Genomic DNA, 17,998 nt, shown 5'->3' with positions numbered 1-17,998 from the left:
AGCTTTACCTTAGCTTCATAATGACCCTCAAGATTTACTGAACGACACCGTACCTCTACGGATATTGTTCGTAAGACTACACTCAATGATAACATGCTAGGCTGCGCTTCTCAGGCTTTGTCTTGGCTTCCGGCCGGCTGTAGGCTTGGCAGCAGAGGGCATCATGGAGGCAGCCGAGCTTGGTCGAAGGGAAGGATGGCCAGGGATGGGTGAGGGGTGGCACTGATGAACATTCTCGTCAGCAACGATGACGGCATCCAAGCGGCCGGGGTGCGGTGTTTGGCGGCAGCGCTGGCTCAGATAGGCGGGCACCAGGTAACGGTGGTCTGTCCGGATCGGGAGCGCTCGGCCACGGGCCATGCCCTAACCTTGCACAAACCTCTAAGGCTAGAGCCGGTGCGGGAGGGGTTTCCGCCAGAGGTGCAAGCTTGGGCCTGTTCAGGCACACCTTCGGACTGCGTCAAGCTGGGTTTGGATGGCCTGCTGCAGCATCCTCCCGACTGGGTGATTTCCGGCATCAACCAGGGGGCCAACTTGGGCACCGATGTGCTCTACTCCGGCACTGTCTCAGCGGCCATGGAAGGGCTGTTGGAAGGGATCCCCAGCCTGGCAGTGAGCCTGGCCAGCTTTACCCACCAGGATTTTCAGCCGGCGGCCCAGGTGGTGCTGACCCTGCTGGAGAAGCTGAGCCTGAAGCCCCTAGAGAAGCCAATGTTGTTGAACGTCAACGTGCCGCCGCTGGGGCTAGCTGAAATACGCGGCATGGTCTTGGCCCGCCTGGCCTGGCGCAAGTACACGGATCTCTACGAGAAACGAGTAGACCCCCGCGGCAAGGCTTACTACTGGCTGGCAGGAGAGGTGGTGGAAGAGGAGGTGGATCCCTGCTCTGATGTGCGGGCAGTTGCCGAGGGCTACGTGTCGATTACGCCCCTGCAGCCAGATCTGACGGCCTACGCAGCTTTCGACAGCCTGCAGCGCTGGGGACTCTCAACCTTTGGCTCTTGAAGCTTTGGCAGTCGATCCCCTTGCCAGGGGCCAAGAGGCCTCTAGCTGGCTCGCCCTAGCCTCGTAGGACTAGGGGGAAAAGGCTGTCAGTTCCAGCAGCCGTTCTGCCACGACCTGGGGAACGGGCATCACCGACAGTCGCGTGCCCCGCCGCACCACCTCTAGCTCTGCAGGGGTAAAAGTGGCCCGCAACTGGGCCAAAGGGATCAAGCGCTCAAAGGCAGCAACGAATTGCACTCGCACCGTGTACCAGCGGGGAGCTGCAGGGGTTGACTTGGGATCGTAGTAGGGGCTGGTGGGATCAAACTGGCTGGGATCCACCACCTGGGTTTCCACGATCTCCATTAAGCCGGCTATGCCGGGAGGGTTGGCGTTGGAGTGGTAGAAAAAGGCGCGATCCCCAGGCTGCATAGCCTTCAGGTAGTTGCGGGCTTGGTAGTTGCGCACGCCGTCTCAGAGAGTTTGGCCCTCCCGCTGCAGATCCCAGATGCTGTAGACGCTGGGCTCCGATTTCATCAGCCAGTAGTTCATGGGGCTTGGGAAAAGCCGAGGTCTAGGTGCGGGCCAGGGATCCGGCCACAAAGTCCACGAAGTTTTGCAAGATCTTCAAACCAACCGGGCCGGACTTTTCCGGGTGAAACTGGGTGGCCAACACAGCGCCGCGGGCAATGGCGGCCACACAGGTTTGGCTGCCGTGCTGAGTGGTGGCGGCCACCCAGCTTGGGTCGTGGGGCACCGCGTGGTAGGAGTGAACAAAATAGACCCAGGCTTGGTCAGGGATCCCTGCCCAAAGGGGAGACTGGGGCTGGGTGAGGTGCAACTGGTTCCAGCCCATGTGGGGGATGCGCAGGCCTGGCTCTGGTCGAAAGCGTTGCACCCGTCCTGGCACGATGCCCAGCCCTGGCTCGTTTCCCTCTTCGCTGCTTTCAAACAAAACCTGCAGCCCAAGGCAGATGCCCAGGAAGGGCTGCTGCCGCTCCACTGCCGCTCGGAGGGCTTCCACAAAGCCCCGCGCCCGCAACTGCTGCATGGCTGGGTCGAAAGCCCCATCTCCCGGCAGGACGACGCCATCAAAAGCCTCTAGGCCGTCCGGCTCTGTTACTAGCTGCACCTCGGCCCCGGCCCGCTCCAGCCCTTTGCAAGCTGAATGCAAGTTGCCGGCATCATAGTCGATCACCGCCAGGCGCACGGCTTTCATGGATCCTTTCAAGGGCCTATCAGTAGAGTGGTTCTATGGCAGTCGCAGCACCTACGGAAGAGCTGACCCCCTCCGCTCAGCTTGGCTGGCCGAAGGCTGCCTACCTGCACATCCCCTTCTGTCGGCAGCGCTGCCACTACTGCGATTTTGCCACTGGCCTGGGCACCCGCGAGCTGATAGAAACCTATGTGCAGAGGCTCTGCCAGGAGATCGGCGGCACCTATCGCTACCGCCATTTGGCCGGGGATCCCCAACCCTTGACCAGCATTTTTTTCGGCGGCGGCACTCCCTCCCTGCTGACGGTGGAGCAATTGGGCCGGATCTTGGCTCAACTTAGGGAGCGGATCCCGTTTCATCCCGACTGCGAGATTTCGCTTGAGGCCAACCCCGGCACCTTGACGCGGGAGCAGTTGGCGGGCTACCGGGACCTGGGGGTCAACCGCATTAGCTTGGGAGCCCAGGCGTTTCAGGCAGAGCTGCTGGCCGCCTGCGGTCGCCTACACGGAGTGGAAGCAATTTATGAAGCTGTGGCCGACTTGAAGGCGGTGGGCTTTGAGAACTTCAACCTGGATTTGATCTTCGGGCTGCCCTACCAAACTTTGGAACATTGGCAGGAGTCGCTGCAAGCTGTTCTTGAAATCAACCCGGCCCACGTCTCCGTTTACGATCTCACCCTCGAGCCCGAAACTCGCTTTGGCCGGCTGTACCGGCCGGGAGAGGCGCCCCTGCCCAGCGAAGAGGCGACCGTTGAAATGTACTTGATGGCCCGGCGTCTCCTCACCCAGGCAGGCTATATCCACTACGAGATCTCCAATTTTGCCCGCCCTGGGTATGCCTGTCGCCACAACCGGGTGTACTGGGAAAATCGCCCCTACTTTGGCTTTGGCATGGGATCTGTCGGCTACGAAGGAGGGCGGCGCATTCACCAGCCGAGGACTCTCCACAAGTATTTTGAACAGGTCAAAGCCCAAGTTCACCCCCTCCCGCCGCCAGCCTCTCTAGAAGAAATCTGGATGGATACGGTGATGTTGGGGCTGCGCCTCCAGGAAGGGCTGGATTTGGCAACTTTACAGGAGCGCTTTGGCAGCAAGAGAGTGAAGCAGGCTCTGCAGAGGCTGGATCCCTACTTTGAAAAAGGTTGGGCCAGTTGCGAAGGGGGACGGCTACGGCTAGTCCCGCCCGAGGGCTGGCTGTTTTCCAACGAGATTATTGAGGAGCTGTTGTTTTAAGTTGCAGTTGACTTGAAACGGGCTTCTTGAAATGAGCCTGAGGCAACCCCAAGCGGTGGGTGAAGCTCAGAGCTGCTGGGTCCTGAAAAGCAGCAGCCCAATCGAAAGGGGTGCTCACTGGCCGGGGGGATGGTGTTGTAAAACCTGCTTCAGGTACCGCCCTGTATGGGATCCCGGGTGTTCGGCTACTTCTTCCGGGGTGCCAACAGCAACAATCTGGCCGCCCTGGTCGCCCCCTTCCGGCCCCAGGTCGATGATCCAGTCGGCACAGCGGAGAATGTCCAGGTTGTGCTCGATCACCAGCACGGTGTTGCCCGCATCCACCAGCCGCTGCAGGACGTTCAAAAGTTTGTGAACATCGTAAAACGACAGGCCGGTGGAGGGTTCATCCAGTAGATAAAGGGTTTTGCCGGTGGAGCGGCGGGCCAGTTCTGCGGCCAGCTTTACCCGCTGGGCTTCTCCACCCGAGAGGGTTGGAGCCGGCTGACCCAGCTTGATGTAGTCGAGGCCCACATCGGCCAGGGTCTGCAGGATCTTGGCCGCAGGGGGCAGGGCCGCGAAAAACTCCAGCGCCTCTCCCACCGTCATATCCAGGACTTCGGCGATGTTTTTGCCCTTGTACTTGACCTGGAGGGTCTCGCGGCTGTAGCGCTTGCCGCCGCAGACTTCGCAGGTAACATACACATCGGGCAGGAAATTCATCTCAATCACGTTCACCCCTTGCCCTTTGCAGGCTTCGCAGCGCCCGCCCTTGACGTTGAAGGAGAAGTGGCCAGCTTGATAGCCTCTGGCTTTGGCGTCCCGAGTCTGGGCAAAGGCTTGGCGGATGGGATCAAACAGACCCGTGTAGGTGGCAGGGTTGGAGCGAGGAGTGCGGCCAATGGGGGATTGGTCGATGACAATAACCTTGTCGATGTGTTCAATGCCGTGTAACTCCCCCATTTCCGCCGGCTTGGGCACCTTCTGGCCAAGGTAGTGCTGCAGGGCAGGGTAGAGCAACTCGTTGACCAAGGTGGACTTGCCGGAGCCGGAGACCCCCGTAACACAGACTAGTTTGCCGAGCGGGATCTCCACATCGATGTGCTTGAGGTTGTTTTTGTGGGCATTGGTGAGCTTGAGGGCAACCCCTTTCCCCGGTCGGCGCTGGGCAGGGGTAGGGATCCGCCTCCGCCCCGAAAGGTAAGCTCCGGTCATGGAGCGATCGCAGGCCAGGATGTTGGCTAGAGACCCTTGGGCCACCACTTCTCCCCCGTGAATGCCAGCTCCAGGGCCAATGTCCACGATGTGGTCGGCGGCGCGGATGGTTTCTTCGTCGTGCTCCACCACGATTAGGGTGTTGCCCAGATCCCGTAGGCGAAACAGGGTCTGCAAAAGGCGGTGGTTATCCCGTTGGTGCAAGCCAATGGAGGGTTCGTCTAGCACGTAGAGCACGCCCGTCAGGCCAGAGCCAATCTGGCTAGCCAGCCGGATCCGCTGCGCTTCACCCCCCGAAAGGGTCATGGCCGGGCGGGCCAAGGTGAGGTAGTCAAGGCCCACATCGATCAAAAACTGCAGCCGGGTTTTGATCTCCCGCAGCACCAGCTCGGCAATCTGCGCCTGGCGAGGGGTGAGCTTCAAATGCTCTAAGCGGTGTAGGCACTCCCGGATAGAGACCTCGGTGAGATCGGTGATACGGTAGCCGCCGACGCGCACTGCCAGGGCCTCAGGGCGAAGGCGAGCCCCCCCACAGGCCGCACAGGGGCGGTAGGTGAGGTAGGTTTCCAGCTTTTGCCGGTAGGTCTCGGAGGTGGTTTCTTGGTAGTGCCGCTGCAACTGCGGGATCACCCCTTCGTAGCGACGGTAGTAGCCCCGGCCCCGGTAGGGGGATTCTGCCTCAACGTAGATCTCCTGGTCGGTGCCGTAGAGGAGGATTTGCTGCTGCTCGGGCGTGAGGTCGCACCAGCGGCTGCTGAGGTCAAAGCCAAAGGCCTTGGCGACCCCTGCCAGCAACGCCAGGTAGTAGGGGTTCTCCCGCTCGGCCCAAGGTGCGATGGCCGCGTAGAGGGGAAGTTTGGGATCGGGCACGATGCGGTCGGGGTCGAAGATGGGCTCAAAGCCCAAGCCGTGACAGACAGGACAGGCGCCAATGGGCGAGTTGAAGGAAAATAGCCGCGGCGACAGCTCGCTCAGCACCGAGCCATGTTCGGGGCAGGCAAATTGCTCAGAGAAGATCAGCTCCGTCGGCTTGCCGTTGAGGTACTGCCCCGCCACCTCGGCTACTTTTTGCAACAGATGTTCCCGCTCCTCCTCCCGAGGCAAGAGCTCCACCACCGCCAGTCCCCCCGACTGGCGCAGACAGGTGGTCAGGGAATCGGCCAGCCGCTCTGCCATGTCGGGGCCCTTGACCAGCCGATCCACCACCACCTCGATAGTGTGGGTCTTGTTTTTGTCCAAGGTGATCTCTTCGCTGAGATCCCATACCTGGCCGTCGACACGCACCCGCACAAATCCCTGCTGGCGCAGGCTTTGCAGGAGCGCTGCGTGAGTGCCCTTTTTCCCCCTCACCACAGGCGCAAGCAGCTGAAAGCGCGTCCGATCCGGCAAGGCCAGGATCTGATCCACCATTTGATCCACCGTCTGGGGAGCGATCACCCGGTCGCAATGGGGGCAGTGCGGGATCCCAGCCCGCCCGTAGAGCAGCCGCAGGTAGTCGTAGATCTCGGTAACGGTGCCCACCGTGGAGCGGGGGTTGTGGCTGGTGGACTTTTGGTCGATGGCAATGGCCGGGCTCAAGCCCTCGATGCGATCCACATCCGGCTTGTCCAGTTGCCCTAGAAATTGCCGCGCATAGGCACTGAGGGACTCCACGTAGCGCCGCTGCCCCTCGGCAAAAATGGTGTCGAAAGCCAGCGAAGATTTGCCGGACCCGGAGACGCCCGTAAACACCACCAGGCCATTGCGCGGGATCCGCAGCTCGATGTTCTTGAGGTTGTGCTGCCGCGCCCCCACCACGTGGATTTCGTTCTGGCCGGACATCTCGTCCCCTCTGTGCGCAGCGCAGGTCGAAAAACAACGAAAGTTAAGGAACATTAACGATTCTAGTGCCGCGCCAGAAGTCTGTCCTCTCCAATCGAGAAGGGGTGCCGGCAAGCTGGGTCTATCGTGGGCAGGAGAAGGAAAAAGACTTGGCTATCTTGGAAGGGCCACTTGAGGGATCCCGAAGCAACCTAGCCCATGACCTGGCCGCTGCTTGCTGTCCAAAAAGTCTTCATCTACCTGCTGGTGGGGATCGCCTTCACGGCCCTCTGCCTTGGAGATCAGGCCCTGTCGCCGGCGGCTATCGCCCTCTGCTTGGCGGCGGGGGTGGGCAGTTGGTTCTGGGAGCCACCCCGGATTAGCTTTGCCCGCTATGCGCCCCTCTGGATGCCGCTGACGGTGAGCGTGTTGGTCAGCTTGGCGGCGTTGGTGCTCTCGGGCTTCCTACAGCTTTCGGATGGGGCCATTGGCCTGGTGCTCTACCTAACGGGGGCCAAGTTGTTTCAGCGGGAGCGGGCAGCAGATTACATCCAGTTGGCGGTGTTGTCGCTGCTGTTGATGGCGATTGCCACCCTGTTCAACCAAGATATCAGCTTTGGACTCCTCTTCCTGCTTTACGTGGGGGTAGGGCTAGTTAACCTCACCCTTTATCATCTGCGCCTCCAAGCCGAGCAGCACCCGCAGGCGGCCAGCCAAGTCCGCAGGATCGACCTTGGCTTTCTGGGGTTTCTTGGATCCCTGGCCTTGCTGGCCATGGTCCTGTCAGTGGCTTTGTTTTTCCTATTTCCGCGCGTCGGCTTGGGGATCTTAGGCCGGCAGGCCCGTTCGCCGGTGATGACCACTGGCTTTGCCGAAGAGGTCAGCCTGGGGGAGTTCGGCACCCTCAAGACTGACAACACCGTTGTCATGCGGGTGGAGTTCCCGGCAGGGGTGCCGCCCCAGGTGGAGTCTCTCTACTGGCGTGGCATGAGCTTTGATCGCTACGACGGGCGGGCTTGGTCGCGGACGCTGGATCGCTCGCTCTCGATTTTCCCCAACGCGGCAGGGGTTTTTGAGCTCTCGGCCTCCCCCTTGATCCCTGCTGCCTCCGACCTGCAGTTCTTTCCGCTGGAGCAGCTCATCTACCTAGATCCGCTGGACACCAACACCGTTTTTGGGGTGGCGCCGCTGGTGGAGGTGGAATGGCTGGATCGAGGTGGGGCGATGACTCCACAGCAGAGGTGGCAATGGCAAAACCGCCGCCTGCTCCTGCGCGAGACTGGAGATGTCAGCCATTCTCTGCCCCCCCGGATGCCCTATCTCTACCGTGCCGTGAGCCGGATCCCCCAGGATCTAAGGCCCCGCCTGCGCCAGCTTAGCCAGGAGGAGCTGCTGAGTGCGCTTGACCCAGCCCAGCAGGCAGCCTACCTGCAGTTGCCGGCAGAGCTGGATCCGCGCATTCCCGCCTTGGCAGAGGAGATCACGGCTGGGATCCCCGACGTCTTTGGCAAGGTAGCGGCTCTGCAGAACTACCTGCTGGAGAACTACGCCTACACCACCGATCTGCCGGATCCCGGGGCCGAGCCGCCTTTGGAGGCCTTTTTGTTTACCCACCGCCGCGGCCACTGCGAATACTTTGCCACCGCCCTGACGGTGCTGGCCCGCAGCCTCGGCATCCCGGCCCGCGTGGTCAATGGCTTCTTGGGCGGGCGCTGGGTGGCGCAGGAAAAGTACCTGGCGGTGCGCAACGCCGATGCCCACTCGTGGACGGAGATCCCCTTTGGCCCCTATGGATGGATCATCTTCGACGCCACGCCGCCCGAGGCCAATGTCAGCCAGCGGCAAAGCTGGTGGGATCCCCTGCAAGATTTTTACGACAGCCTGCGCTTCCGTTGGTTTAAGTACGTCATCCAGTACGATCTATCCACCCAGCGGCAGATCTGGCGGCAGATTCAGGAGCTGGCCAGCCGCGTGACTGCTCCCCAAAAGCAAGAGGATGTCGTCGCCGTCTTCCGCCGCAGCCTGGTGGGCTGGGGGCAAACGCTGCAGCAAAACGGCCTGCCGCTGGTGGGGGTGATGGTCATCACTGGCTTCACGGCCTACTGGGGCCGCCGCCGCCGCTACCAGGCCGTGCGCTGGCAGGATGGGGGATGGATCCTCTTGGCCACAGCCGCCAATGGAGTGGTGATGGGATCCCTGTGGCAGCCATCCCCCCCTTGGCCCACCTGGATAGCTGGGATCCTGCTGCCGAGTCTGGCCTTTGCCGGGATGCGCTGGCTGCCGGCAGCCCTGCCCAAGTCCCAGCGGCGCCGCCAGGTCATCTCAAGGCTTTATCTGCAACTGCGGGATCTGGCGACGGCGGTGGGGATCCCCGCCCACCTAGGGCCAGAAGCTTGCCTAGAACACTTGCGCCAGGCCGACTTGCCTCAGGTTGAACTGGCCATCCGGTTCCTGCAGCGCTACCTGGAAGTACGCTTTGGCGGGATCCCGCTGGAAGCCGGGGAACTGCAGCGTTGGCAACACCACCTTAGACAGCTTAGGCGGTCCTGGCAGGCCAAGAGTTCGACGCCTGCTCCCAAAAGAACAGCTTGACTGGAAGACGGCTATAAAGCTCTACGAGAAGCCTTGACGTTATGAGGCAGTTAAGAGATAGTTAACTCTAGGTATAGACCTCGCAACCTGCCCCGGCCAAGTAGTAGACCTGAGAGGCGGATTGTCGCTGCAGGTAAGTTCTGCAGGAGCATTTGCGCGCGCTCTTGCTAACTGTTCAAGGCTGTGTTACTTTCCTTGACGTTCAGCTTTGAACGAGCAAGGGCGTGTTAGCTATGCGTAGCTATTCTCTGAGGGCGGCTTTGGCTGCAACCTTGTGTCTGCTGTCCTCGTCAGTTTTTTCCTCTAGTGTGGCTCAAGCGGCGCCTAAGCCAACCGGCAACGGTGCAATCTTCTTTCACCCAGATGGAACCTCAGCTTCCCACTGGGACATCACGCGCATTCTCTACTACGGCCCCGATGGCTTTCTGAACTGGGATCGTCTCCCCGTGATTGCCCCCTATCGCGGGCACCATCTCGACCAGCTTGGGGGAACTTCCAACGCCGGAGCGGTGACCCATGCCACGGGAACCCGTGTCCACGCCAAGAGCTTTGGGTTGGATCCGAACGGCAAAGAGTACCCCTCTGCCAACGGCACCCTGAACACGATCATGGAAGAGGCTGTGGCGGCAGGCTTGGGTACGGCTCTGGTGCAAACGGGATCCATCATTGAGCCGGGGACGGCTGCCTTCGTTGCCGAAGTTGCCAAGCGCAGCGACTATGAGGAGATTGCCCTGCAGGTGGTGGAGTCAGGGGTAGACATCATCCTGGGGGGTGGCGAGGAATGGCTGCTGCCGGAAGGTGTCCAGGGCCGCTTTGGCAAAGGGAAGCGCAAGGATGGCCGCAACCTGATTGAGGAGGCCAAGAAAAAGGGGTACGCCGTTGTCTACACCCGCGACGAGCTGCTCAAGCTGCCGGCAGATGTCTCCAAGGTTTTGGGGGTGTTCAACGTCGAGGACACCTTCTACGACAAGCCTGAAGAAGAGTTGCGGAAAGAAAACTTGCCCAACTACATCGCCAGCGCCCCCACCATTGCCGAGATGACCGAATTTGCCCTGGAGCGGATCTCCTGCAATCCCAAGGGCTTCTTGGCTGTCATCGAAGAAGAGGGCACTGATAACATGTGCAACAACCTCAATGCCTCTGGCTGCCTGGAGGCCATGAAGCGGGCCGACGATGCCATCGGGGTGATTCTCAACTTTATCGAGAAGAATCCCAAGACCTTCATGATCACCACCAGCGACAGCAATGCCGGTGGCATGCAGTTGGTGGATGTCGAGTCTGCCGATAATCCTCTGCCGCCCACTGACGAAAGCGGCGCTCCCCTTGACGGGGTGGACGGCACTGGCACAAAGCCCTTCCTCTCCGCTCCGGACAAAAATGGCAAGCGTTTTCCCTTTGGCATCTCCTGGGCCAGCAAGGACGATGTGGGCAGTGGAGTCATTGCTCGCGCTGCGGGCTTGAACGCTCGAGAGTTGGTGCCGACCACCGGGATCCTGAACACGGACATTTATCGGATTCTCTACTTCGTGCTCTTCGGGGAGCGCATCCCCAGCGAGCTAAGGCGGTAGTCTCAAGCAAGTGGGGATTGGCGGGGATCCCTCGGATCCCCTTTCTTATTGCTACGCAACGCTGTCGCAAGCCTGCTGGCGGCGCGGAGCGCTTCTGGGAGTGACGAGGAGTCCTTGCCACGTCTTGTCAGAAAGGAGGAGAAAGACTGCCTTGAGCGGGCTTAGAGTGGCCGTGCTGCACTGCCTGGTAGCGCCGCTTGAACTCCTGCTGCTGCACCTTGTGATCCACGAGGGGATCCGGGTAGCCGCAGCGCCGCCGCTCCTGCAGAGCCCAGGATCCCTTGGGGTCATTCCCCACCCACAGCAAAGCTGGGGTATCCAGCCCCGCTAGCTCCGGCAGGTAGCGGCGGATATACTCCCCCTCCGGGTCGTAGCGGGCCGCCTGAGTGGCTGGGTTGAAGATGCGCAGGGGCCTGGGATCCGTGCCCACACCGGCGCTCCACTGCCAGCCGCCGTTGTTGGCAGCCAGATCCCCGTCTACAAGCTTTTGCATGAAGTAGCGCTCCCCCCAGCGCCAGTCGATGAGGAGATCCTTGGTTAAAAAGCTGGCCACGATCATGCGGCAGCGGTTGTGCATCCAGCCAGTTTCGTTGAGCTGGCGCATGGCCGCATCCACAATGGGGTAGCCTGTCTGCCCGGCGCACCAGGCCTGAAACCAGTCCTGGCGGTTGTCCCATTCCAGCGCATCAAAGGCTCGTCGGTAGGCTCCGCTTTCCACATGGGGCCAGTGGGCCAAGACATGCTTGTAAAACTCGCGCCAGCACAGCTCCTGCCGCCACGTGCGCAGGCTGCTCTCGGCCTCTTCGCTGCGGGCCTCCGCTTCCACTTCACAGGTGGCCTGCCACACCCGCCGAATGCCGATGGTTCCCCAGCAGAGGTGGGGACTGAGGAGGGAGGTGCCCTGCTCGGCGGGGAAGTCGCGGGCTCGCTCGTACTCGAAAATGCGCAGGCCCTGGCAGAAATCCTCTAGAAGCCTCTGAGCCACACTCTCACCCGCGGCCGGGATCCGCTGACTGCAGACAAAGCCCAGATCCGCCAAGCTGGGCAGAGGTTGGGCTTTCAGGCTTGACACCGACTGCAGACTCTTTGGGATGGGGAAGGGATCCGGCTTGGGCAAGCTAGACCAGCGGCGCCAGAAAGGGGTAAAAACCGAGTAGGGCTCCCCCGCCTGGGTCAACACTTCCCCTGGCCCGTGCAGCAGCATATCTTGGTAAGAAAAAGACGGGATCCCAGCTTCCGCCAAGCTGGCCCGCACCCGACTCTCCTGCTGCCGAGCCCAGGGATCCAGATCCTCGTTCCAAAACACGGCCTGCGCTCCCAGCTCGGCGGCCAACTGCCGCAGCTCCACGGCTGGATCTCCCCGCCGCCACAGGAGTGGGATCCCCATCTGGGCGTAGCGCTCCTGCAGCTCCTGCAACGCCTGGAGCAGAAACGCCACCCGGGCTGGGGCCATGTCTGCCCGCTGCAGGAGTTGGGGGTCGAAAACGAAAACCGGCACTACCTGGGGGCTGCGCTGGGCTGCCCCATGGAGGGCTGTGTTGTCTCCTAGGCGCAGATCGCGGCGATGCCAGAGGAGAACTAGGGAAGTCATAGGAGGCCAAGCAACTGGATCCCATCTTGGCTGCTTTTCCTTCCTCTCTTCAATTCCCCTCAGGCTGCCGGCAGTGTCTATCTCCCAAAAGACGGCCAGGGCAGAGACTTCGCTGGCCATCGCTGTAGCCCATGGCGTAAGCTGTATCTCCCAGCATCACCACCACCTGAGTTAGCTTGAGGGCAAGTAGCGGATCGAGCGGCTCCGTTACATCGAGCATGAACTGCTCCACGGAGCGCCGCAGCGCCTCTGGGGTTTTGATCACCTTGTCTCCATCCATCGCTGGCTTTAGGTATTCCTACTCAGGAGAGGGTGGACATTGACCCAAAATAGAGGGGGAAGGAGAAGAGGCGCGTAGCATCTGCTACTGTTCTGAGAACATGGCGCAGAGAAGTCAGCACTCCCCAAGGGCCGAAGTTTGCAGAGGATAGGAACCTGAGGATCGAAAAATGGCAACAGAGCGACGGGTAGCCCGGGTAGCCGAGCAGATCAAGCGGGAGGTTAGCCAAATCCTGCTCTCGGAGATCAAGGATGCCCGCGTGGGGGCGGGCATGGTCAGCATTGTGGACGTAGAGGTTTCCAGCGACCTGCAAAACGCCCGCATCTTCGTCAGCATCTATGGCGACGAAGCAGCCCAGCGGCAAACAATGGAGGGTTTGGCCGCCGCCACTCCCTTCGTGCGGCGGGAGATTGGCCAGCGGCTGGGCCTGCGACGAGTGCCGACGGTGGTGTTTTTACAAGATCGCTCCTTGGAACGGGGGTCCCGAGTCTTGGCCCTACTCAACCAACTGAAACGGGAAGCCGAGGCTCGACAGCAGGGATCCTCCTCCAAAGACCAGGAAACGGTTGAAGAGGGGGATGGTGGCGAGGCCGAGGAGTTGGGCGGCCAGTAGCTGCACCATTTCAGCCCTTAACCATCGCGGGTTGCAGGAGGTAAGAGGAGACCCGTCCTGCTGCCTAAGAGGCCGCAACCGGTTGGTGAACCTTGCAGTCCAGCAGGGCGATAGCTCATCGGTTGCCTTTTGAGAGGTTAGCAACCGCAAAGTTCTAGGATTTGTTAGGCTTAAGGTGTCCTACAGCTCTTCCTCTAGTTATCTGCCCAGAGCCGGCACCACACCCGCCTCCTCCTAGGAGGTAAGGTTCTGCTTCCTTTGCTACCCAGTGCCTATGGCAGCACCCCAGCGGCTCCAGAAGCTTTTGGCTCGGCAAGGGCTAGCTTCCCGCCGCCAGGTGGAAGCCTGGATCCTGGCTGGGCGCATTCGGGTCAATGGGAAGGTGGTCACCGAGCTGGGCTTTAAAGCCGATCCGGAACGGGATTGCATCGAAGTGGATGGGCAGGCAATCTCCTGCGGGGATCTGGCCCGCTACGTTTTGCTCCTGCATAAGCCCCGGGGGGTCTTGTCTACCTGCAAGGATCCCTGGGGGCGCAAGACCGTCCTGGATCTGCTTCCGCCACCCTGGAACCAGCAGATCCGTCTCTATCCAGTGGGCCGGCTGGACGCTGACAGCAGTGGCGCTTTGCTGCTCACCAACGACGGCGACCTGACCCTGAAGCTGACCCACCCGCGCTATCATCTGCCCAAGACCTATTGGGTGCAGGTGCAGGGGCGCCCTAGCCAGGCCACCCTACAACGGTGGCGGGAGGGCGTCGATTTGGATGGGTCTACTACTCTGCCGGCAGTGGTGGAGTTTTGTGATCCGCCCCCCTTTAGAAAAAACTCCAACTCCTCGTGGCTGAGGGTGGTCTTGTTTGAAGGCCGCAAGCGGCAAATTCGGCGGGTGGCCGAGCAGCTGGGTCATCCTGTGCTCAGCTTACACCGGGAGGCGATTGGCCCGCTGCGCCTTGGCAACCTCAAGCCAGGTCAGTTTCGCCGGTTGGAGCCCCAGGAGGTTCAGGCTTTGCTGGCCTCGTTTGCCGGCAATGGCCAAGCGCTCAGAGAGTAGGGGAGCGCGATCTGCAAGGATCCCGTCTTGGGGTACGTTACCATATGCGTGTTAGGTATCTCCCGTGAATTGGGGGGAGGATGTTACCTGAGTGTGCGTTCACAGGTAAGCGACGATGCAGGAACCAGCACACTCTCTAGAAGCTCTGGGATCCCTGTTGCGGCAAACACGGGAGGCACGGGGGCTGACGTTGACAGAGGTAGCTAACGATACCTTCATCCGCTCCCAATACCTGCAGGCCCTGGAGGAAGCCGACTTAAGCCGCTTGCCGGAGCCAGTCTACGTGCAAGGCTTCATCAAACGCTACGCCAACTACCTAGGGCTGGATGGCGAAAGGCTATCTCGGCAAGCGTTGCCGCTGCTATCGGCCAAAATGCCCTCTGCCTCACCTCCGCGAACTGCTGTTGGCGAACAGCCCGCCTTTGCTTTGCGACCCTTCCACCTCTGGGCTGCCTATGTGGGGCTGGTCGTGCTGGCGGTGGGAGGGCTGTCGGCTTTTTTGGAGAGCAGGGGCAATCCCTTTGGGCAGTGGCTGGCTAGCCGTTCGGGCGGTGAGGGATCCCAGCTACAGCCGCCGGCGGCCAACTCCTTGGAGCGCAAGTCAGACCCCGAGCCGACCCTTCGCCAGATGTTTCCTACCCTAGAGCAATGGACGCGCATCGAGGGGGTTTTCCCCGACGTCTTGGAAGCCCAGCAGCGCAAGCCAGTGCGCCTTGATATTCGCGTGGTGGAACATCCTTCTTGGCTGCGGGTTATTGCCGACGGAAAAACTGTTTTTGAGGCTACCCTACAGCCGGGGGCGGAGCTGAACTGGGAAGCCGAGCGATCGATTGTGCTGCGCACTGGCAATGCGGGCGGGGTGCTGGTGACCTTCAACGATCGCCCTCTGGGACTGATGGGACGGTTTGGAGAGGTGAAAGAGGTGAGGTTTGAGCCAGGGCTGAACCTTCGATCCCTGCAGTAGGGATCGGGCGCGAGCCCTCCTGGCTTGCAGGGGGTTGAGACTGGCCAGGGGCGATCGCCCAACCTTGGGATGCTAACTGCTGCAGCAGACGCCGGACTTTGTCTAGGTCTTTGTCGCCCGGCTGGCGTTCGACACCGCTGGAGAGATCGATGCCGGCAGGCTGAAGGTGGCTGAGCGCTTGCAGAACATTGTCTGGGTTGAGGCCACCGGCCAGGAGCCAGGGCAAGGGCAGAGAGCAGGAGGCCAGTTCCGACCAGTTGAGCGTTTGCCCAGTGCCACCTGCCCGTTGGGGGTGATAGGCATCCAGCAGTAAGGTCTCTACACAGTCGCGGTAGAGGTCGGCCACCTCCAGGTCTGCTGGGCACCGGATGCGCAGGGCCTTGATGCGGCGGATGCCGGGGAGCCACTCTCCCAGTTGCCGACACATCTCTGGAGATTCCTGGCCGTGAAGCTGAACAGCCGTGAGGCCAGCCGTTTCCACCCAGGTGGCGATGGTGCCGGGATCCTGATCCAGAAAAACCCCTACCTTTTCCACATGGCGGGGCAGGGATCCCACCCAGCGCGCTGCCGAAAGAGGCAAATAGCGCGGCGTGTTGGGCACGGCCACAAACCCTAGGGCGCTTACCCCCAGCGCCGCAATGGCTTCGGCCTGATCCTGCCGCGTGATGCCGCAGATTTTGACAAACAACCGGCCCATTGGGATTGATGCTACTTTTGTTCAGGGTGCATCAAAGGCTCTGACCTTTCGGGAGGGAGCTTGTTGATTCGGCGCACCATTTGCCACAGCCGCCCAAAGCTGCGCTGGTTAAAGCGCATGACTAGCCGCGGCAGATGGGCAATGTCTTCCTCAGCTTCCTCGGGCAGAGCCTCTGTTTGCTCAATCCGGCCCGACTCGAGAATGTCAGCAAACTCTTGGTTTAAAATTTCTAGGGCTTCCGGTGAAAGCTTGGTGTTTAAGCGCAAAACCAAAAGCTCCCGCACGTAGCGATTGCTGTGAAAGATGCGATAGAAATCGACAATCTGCTGACAGGCCTCCCCGACATCGTCAGTTAGGGAGTAAAGGTGGAGATCCTCGGGGCTGATTAAGCCGCGGCTGAGCAGGTGCTCTCGCACATATTCATCCCATTCTTTCCAGTAGCAGCCGCCTTGCCTGTCCACCAGCACCAGCGGCATCAGCTTGGTCTTCCCGGTCTGCATCAGGGTCAGACACTCAAAAGCCTCATCCTGGGTGCCAAAGCCGCCAGGAAACAGCACTAGGGCATCTGTTTCCTTGACAAAGAAAAGTTTGCGAGAAAAGAAGTACTTAAAGTTAATGACCCGGTCGCTGGCGGCAATGAAAGGGTTGGCTACCTGCTCAAAGGGCAGCTGAATATTCAGCCCAAACGAGTTTTCTTGCCCCGCCCCCCGGTTACCGGCTTCCATGATGCCGCCGCCACCCCCTGTCAGCACCATGAAGCCTAGCTGACTAATGCGGTGGGCAAATAGCTGCGCCTGCTGGTACTCGGGGCTGTCCTCCCCTAGACGCGCCGAGCCAAAGACTGTTACCTTGCGCCGATGGGTGTAGTTTTGGAAGGTGGCAAAACCCTGCTCCAGATCCTCAAGCGTAGCTGCCAGGATCTTGGCGTCCAGACGGCTGAGCTTCAGGGATCCCATCCGCTGCAGCGACCGCAAGATCCGCAACCAAGCTGTTCGGTTGGGGTGGTGTAACTGCTTGAGACGAGCTTCCGCACTGGAAAAAATCTCTTGCAGCAGCAAGGAAAGAGAATCCGTCAAGCTGGGATCCAGAATCCTCTGTCTACTTCTTTTACCCACTTTTACTGCAATAGGCTCCCCCGGCTGGAGTACTTGCCTTCTGGTGGAGAGCCGGCAAGATCCCTGGTCTTGGCCAAAACCTCAGCCCTCGGCAGAGGCTCCAAGGTGCTTTTCCAAAATCGTGGTCAGCGTTGCCTTGGGAACGGCGCCAACCACCACATCTACCTTTTGGCCACCTTTGAAGAGAATCAGGGTAGGAATACTCCGAACGCCGTACTGACTGGCAGTTTGGGGATTTTCGTCGGTATTGATTTTTACAACCTTGATTTTACCAGCATACTGCTCTGCTATCTCCTGCACCACAGGAGCTACCAGCCGGCATGGGCCGCACCAGGGTGCCCAAAAATCAACCAAAACTGGAATCTCACTGCGCAGCACCTCGGCTTCAAAGGTAGCATCAGCAATATCTATTGCCGCAGACATGCCTGGGGAACTCCTAAAACATCATCTAGTATCTTAGTTATTGTATCACAACTAGGGTCGCCACTGGGCTTTTCCCGAGCAGGGCAAGGTATCCTAGGAGGAACGTGAAAGGTTGCCGGGTGCCGATGGTGTTTGAGCTTGAACCAGACGACAACAGTCAGGTAACAGGCAGGGCAGTGACCGTGGATTTTGTTCGCCACGGCATAGCCGAAGAGCCCCAACCAGGGAAGGAGGATAGCCTGCGCGCCCTAACCGATAAAGGCCGCCAGCGCTGTCGCAAAATTGCCCGCCAGCTCAGGAGCATGGGCTGGAAGTGGGATTTCCTGCTCACCAGTCCTCTGGTCAGAGCGCGGCAGACGGCAGAGATCTTCTTGGACGAGAACTTGGCCGAAGCCCTGGAAGTGTTTGAGCCGCTGGCCCCCGGCGGCAGCTTTGCCGACTTGGTGCGCTGGCAGACAGAGCGGGATCCCTTCACCTCGCTGGCGGTAGTTGGCCACCAGCCGGATCTGAGCCTCTGGGTACAGGCAGCCATTGGGCTACAGCCAGCCCATCCCGAGGCCATTACCCTCAAGAAAGCAGGCCTGGCTCGCGTGCGCTTTGCTCAAGGGCGCATTGATTGTGGCCAGGGATCCCTGACGCTGTTGCTCTCTCCCAAGGTGATGCTGGGGTAGCGTGACC

At 60.5% G+C, this 17,998-nt stretch carries 14 protein-coding genes and 3 pseudogenes; 9 read left to right on the top strand and 8 right to left on the bottom strand.

Annotated features, from left to right (window positions below):
• Positions 1-225 precede the first annotated feature (225 nt).
• Entirely contained in the window at positions 226-1,005 is a 780-nt protein-coding gene (surE, locus tag NW814_RS02175; protein WP_414405038.1) for a 5'/3'-nucleotidase SurE, read from the top strand.
• A 69-nt stretch (positions 1,006-1,074) separates the two neighbouring features.
• On the opposite strand, the pseudogene NW814_RS02170 reads toward surE, so the two are convergent.
• Both NW814_RS02170 and hisH read right to left on the bottom strand, forming a co-directional pair.
• A pseudogene (locus NW814_RS02170) lies at positions 1,075-1,536 on the bottom strand (EVE domain-containing protein).
• Positions 1,537-1,558: 22 nt separating this feature from the next.
• Positions 1,559-2,203: an imidazole glycerol phosphate synthase subunit HisH gene (gene hisH, locus NW814_RS02165; RefSeq protein WP_414396764.1), complete on the bottom strand. Its 645-nt coding sequence runs from the start codon at positions 2,201-2,203 to the stop codon at positions 1,559-1,561.
• Between the two features lie 35 nt (positions 2,204-2,238).
• Between hisH and hemW the strand changes: the two genes are divergently transcribed.
• Complete coding sequence (hemW, locus tag NW814_RS02160; RefSeq protein WP_414405037.1) at positions 2,239-3,432, top strand: radical SAM family heme chaperone HemW; 1,194 nt, start codon at positions 2,239-2,241, stop codon at positions 3,430-3,432.
• Between the two features lie 114 nt (positions 3,433-3,546).
• Here hemW and uvrA read toward each other — a convergent pair whose 3' ends face one another.
• Positions 3,547-6,447 (bottom strand): excinuclease ABC subunit UvrA, encoded by a 2,901-nt coding sequence (uvrA, locus tag NW814_RS02155; RefSeq protein ID WP_414405036.1) that lies wholly within the window; start codon positions 6,445-6,447, stop codon positions 3,547-3,549.
• Between the two features lie 198 nt (positions 6,448-6,645).
• Here uvrA and NW814_RS02150 point away from each other — a divergent pair, with 198 nt between their 5' ends.
• Together NW814_RS02150 and NW814_RS02145 are read left to right on the top strand one after the other, a co-directional pair.
• Complete coding sequence (locus tag NW814_RS02150; RefSeq protein WP_414405035.1) at positions 6,646-9,018, top strand: DUF3488 and DUF4129 domain-containing transglutaminase family protein; 2,373 nt, start codon at positions 6,646-6,648, stop codon at positions 9,016-9,018.
• A gap of 233 nt (positions 9,019-9,251) precedes the next feature.
• Positions 9,252-10,586 (top strand): alkaline phosphatase, encoded by a 1,335-nt coding sequence (locus tag NW814_RS02145; RefSeq protein ID WP_414405034.1) that lies wholly within the window; start codon positions 9,252-9,254, stop codon positions 10,584-10,586.
• A gap of 127 nt (positions 10,587-10,713) precedes the next feature.
• Here NW814_RS02145 and NW814_RS02140 read toward each other — a convergent pair whose 3' ends face one another.
• Entirely contained in the window at positions 10,714-12,177 is a 1,464-nt protein-coding gene (locus tag NW814_RS02140) for a cryptochrome/photolyase family protein (protein WP_414405033.1), read from the bottom strand.
• Between the two features lie 49 nt (positions 12,178-12,226).
• Positions 12,227-12,457, bottom strand: coding sequence for a hypothetical protein (locus NW814_RS02135; RefSeq protein WP_414396749.1), 231 nt, complete (start codon positions 12,455-12,457; stop codon positions 12,227-12,229).
• Positions 12,458-12,626: 169 nt separating this feature from the next.
• Between NW814_RS02135 and rbfA the strand changes: the two genes are divergently transcribed.
• From rbfA to NW814_RS02115, 4 genes and pseudogenes are all read left to right on the top strand, one after another.
• Entirely contained in the window at positions 12,627-13,070 is a 444-nt protein-coding gene (gene rbfA, locus NW814_RS02130; RefSeq protein WP_414405032.1) for a 30S ribosome-binding factor RbfA, read from the top strand.
• Between the two features lie 274 nt (positions 13,071-13,344).
• Positions 13,345-14,121 carry a pseudouridine synthase gene (locus NW814_RS02125; protein ID WP_414405031.1) on the top strand — a complete coding sequence of 259 codons (777 nt, stop codon included), beginning with the start codon at positions 13,345-13,347 and terminating at the stop codon, positions 14,119-14,121.
• Between the two features lie 115 nt (positions 14,122-14,236).
• Positions 14,237-14,449: pseudogene (locus NW814_RS02120) on the top strand (helix-turn-helix domain-containing protein); the annotation flags it as partial.
• Between the two features lie 45 nt (positions 14,450-14,494).
• Positions 14,495-15,085 carry a DUF4115 domain-containing protein gene (locus tag NW814_RS02115; protein ID WP_414405063.1) on the top strand — a complete coding sequence of 197 codons (591 nt, stop codon included), beginning with the start codon at positions 14,495-14,497 and terminating at the stop codon, positions 15,083-15,085.
• 70 nt (positions 15,086-15,155) lie between these two features.
• On the opposite strand, the pseudogene NW814_RS02110 reads toward NW814_RS02115, so the two are convergent.
• The 3 genes and pseudogenes from NW814_RS02110 to trxA all read right to left on the bottom strand — a co-directional run.
• A pseudogene (locus NW814_RS02110) lies at positions 15,156-15,782 on the bottom strand (phosphoribosylanthranilate isomerase); the annotation flags it as partial.
• 11 nt (positions 15,783-15,793) lie between these two features.
• On the bottom strand, positions 15,794-16,858 hold the full coding sequence (locus NW814_RS02105) for a TIGR00730 family Rossman fold protein (RefSeq protein WP_414405030.1): 1,065 nt from the start codon (positions 16,856-16,858) through the stop codon (positions 15,794-15,796).
• Positions 16,859-16,978: 120 nt separating this feature from the next.
• Positions 16,979-17,320: a thioredoxin gene (gene trxA, locus NW814_RS02100; RefSeq protein ID WP_414396739.1), complete on the bottom strand. Its 342-nt coding sequence runs from the start codon at positions 17,318-17,320 to the stop codon at positions 16,979-16,981.
• Between the two features lie 125 nt (positions 17,321-17,445).
• Here trxA and sixA point away from each other — a divergent pair, with 125 nt between their 5' ends.
• The gene (sixA, locus tag NW814_RS02095) at positions 17,446-17,991 is read left to right on the top strand and encodes a phosphohistidine phosphatase SixA (protein ID WP_414396736.1); all 546 of its coding nucleotides are present in this window, start codon (positions 17,446-17,448) and stop codon (positions 17,989-17,991) included.
• The last annotated feature ends 7 nt before the right edge of the window (positions 17,992-17,998 follow it).

It is taken from the genome of Synechococcus sp. R65.1 (assembly GCF_047461755.1).
GTDB lineage: Bacteria > Cyanobacteriota > Cyanobacteriia > Thermostichales > Thermostichaceae > Thermostichus.
This window is presented reverse-complemented; position numbering and strand designations above follow the sequence as displayed.

What these genes read in the sequence shown, in the direction of transcription:
- NW814_RS02150 (WP_414405035.1), top strand. Translation starts at nt 6,646, where the DNA reads ATGACCTGGCCGCTGCTTGCTGTCCAAAAAGTCTTCATCTACCTGCTG.
- rbfA (WP_414405032.1), top strand. Translation starts at nt 12,627, where the DNA reads ATGGCAACAGAGCGACGGGTAGCCCGGGTAGCCGAGCAGATCAAGCGG.
- sixA (WP_414396736.1), top strand. Translation starts at nt 17,446, where the DNA reads ATGGTGTTTGAGCTTGAACCAGACGACAACAGTCAGGTAACAGGCAGG.
- uvrA (WP_414405036.1), bottom strand. Translation starts at nt 6,447, where the DNA reads ATGTCCGGCCAGAACGAAATCCACGTGGTGGGGGCGCGGCAGCACAAC.
- NW814_RS02140 (WP_414405033.1), bottom strand. Translation starts at nt 12,177, where the DNA reads ATGACTTCCCTAGTTCTCCTCTGGCATCGCCGCGATCTGCGCCTAGGA.
- hemW (WP_414405037.1), top strand. Translation starts at nt 2,239, where the DNA reads ATGGCAGTCGCAGCACCTACGGAAGAGCTGACCCCCTCCGCTCAGCTT.
- hisH (WP_414396764.1), bottom strand. Translation starts at nt 2,203, where the DNA reads ATGAAAGCCGTGCGCCTGGCGGTGATCGACTATGATGCCGGCAACTTG.
- surE (WP_414405038.1), top strand. Translation starts at nt 226, where the DNA reads ATGAACATTCTCGTCAGCAACGATGACGGCATCCAAGCGGCCGGGGTG.
- trxA (WP_414396739.1), bottom strand. Translation starts at nt 17,320, where the DNA reads ATGTCTGCGGCAATAGATATTGCTGATGCTACCTTTGAAGCCGAGGTG.
- NW814_RS02145 (WP_414405034.1), top strand. Translation starts at nt 9,252, where the DNA reads ATGCGTAGCTATTCTCTGAGGGCGGCTTTGGCTGCAACCTTGTGTCTG.
- NW814_RS02135 (WP_414396749.1), bottom strand. Translation starts at nt 12,457, where the DNA reads ATGGATGGAGACAAGGTGATCAAAACCCCAGAGGCGCTGCGGCGCTCC.
- NW814_RS02115 (WP_414405063.1), top strand. Translation starts at nt 14,495, where the DNA reads ATGCCCTCTGCCTCACCTCCGCGAACTGCTGTTGGCGAACAGCCCGCC.
- NW814_RS02125 (WP_414405031.1), top strand. Translation starts at nt 13,345, where the DNA reads ATGGCAGCACCCCAGCGGCTCCAGAAGCTTTTGGCTCGGCAAGGGCTA.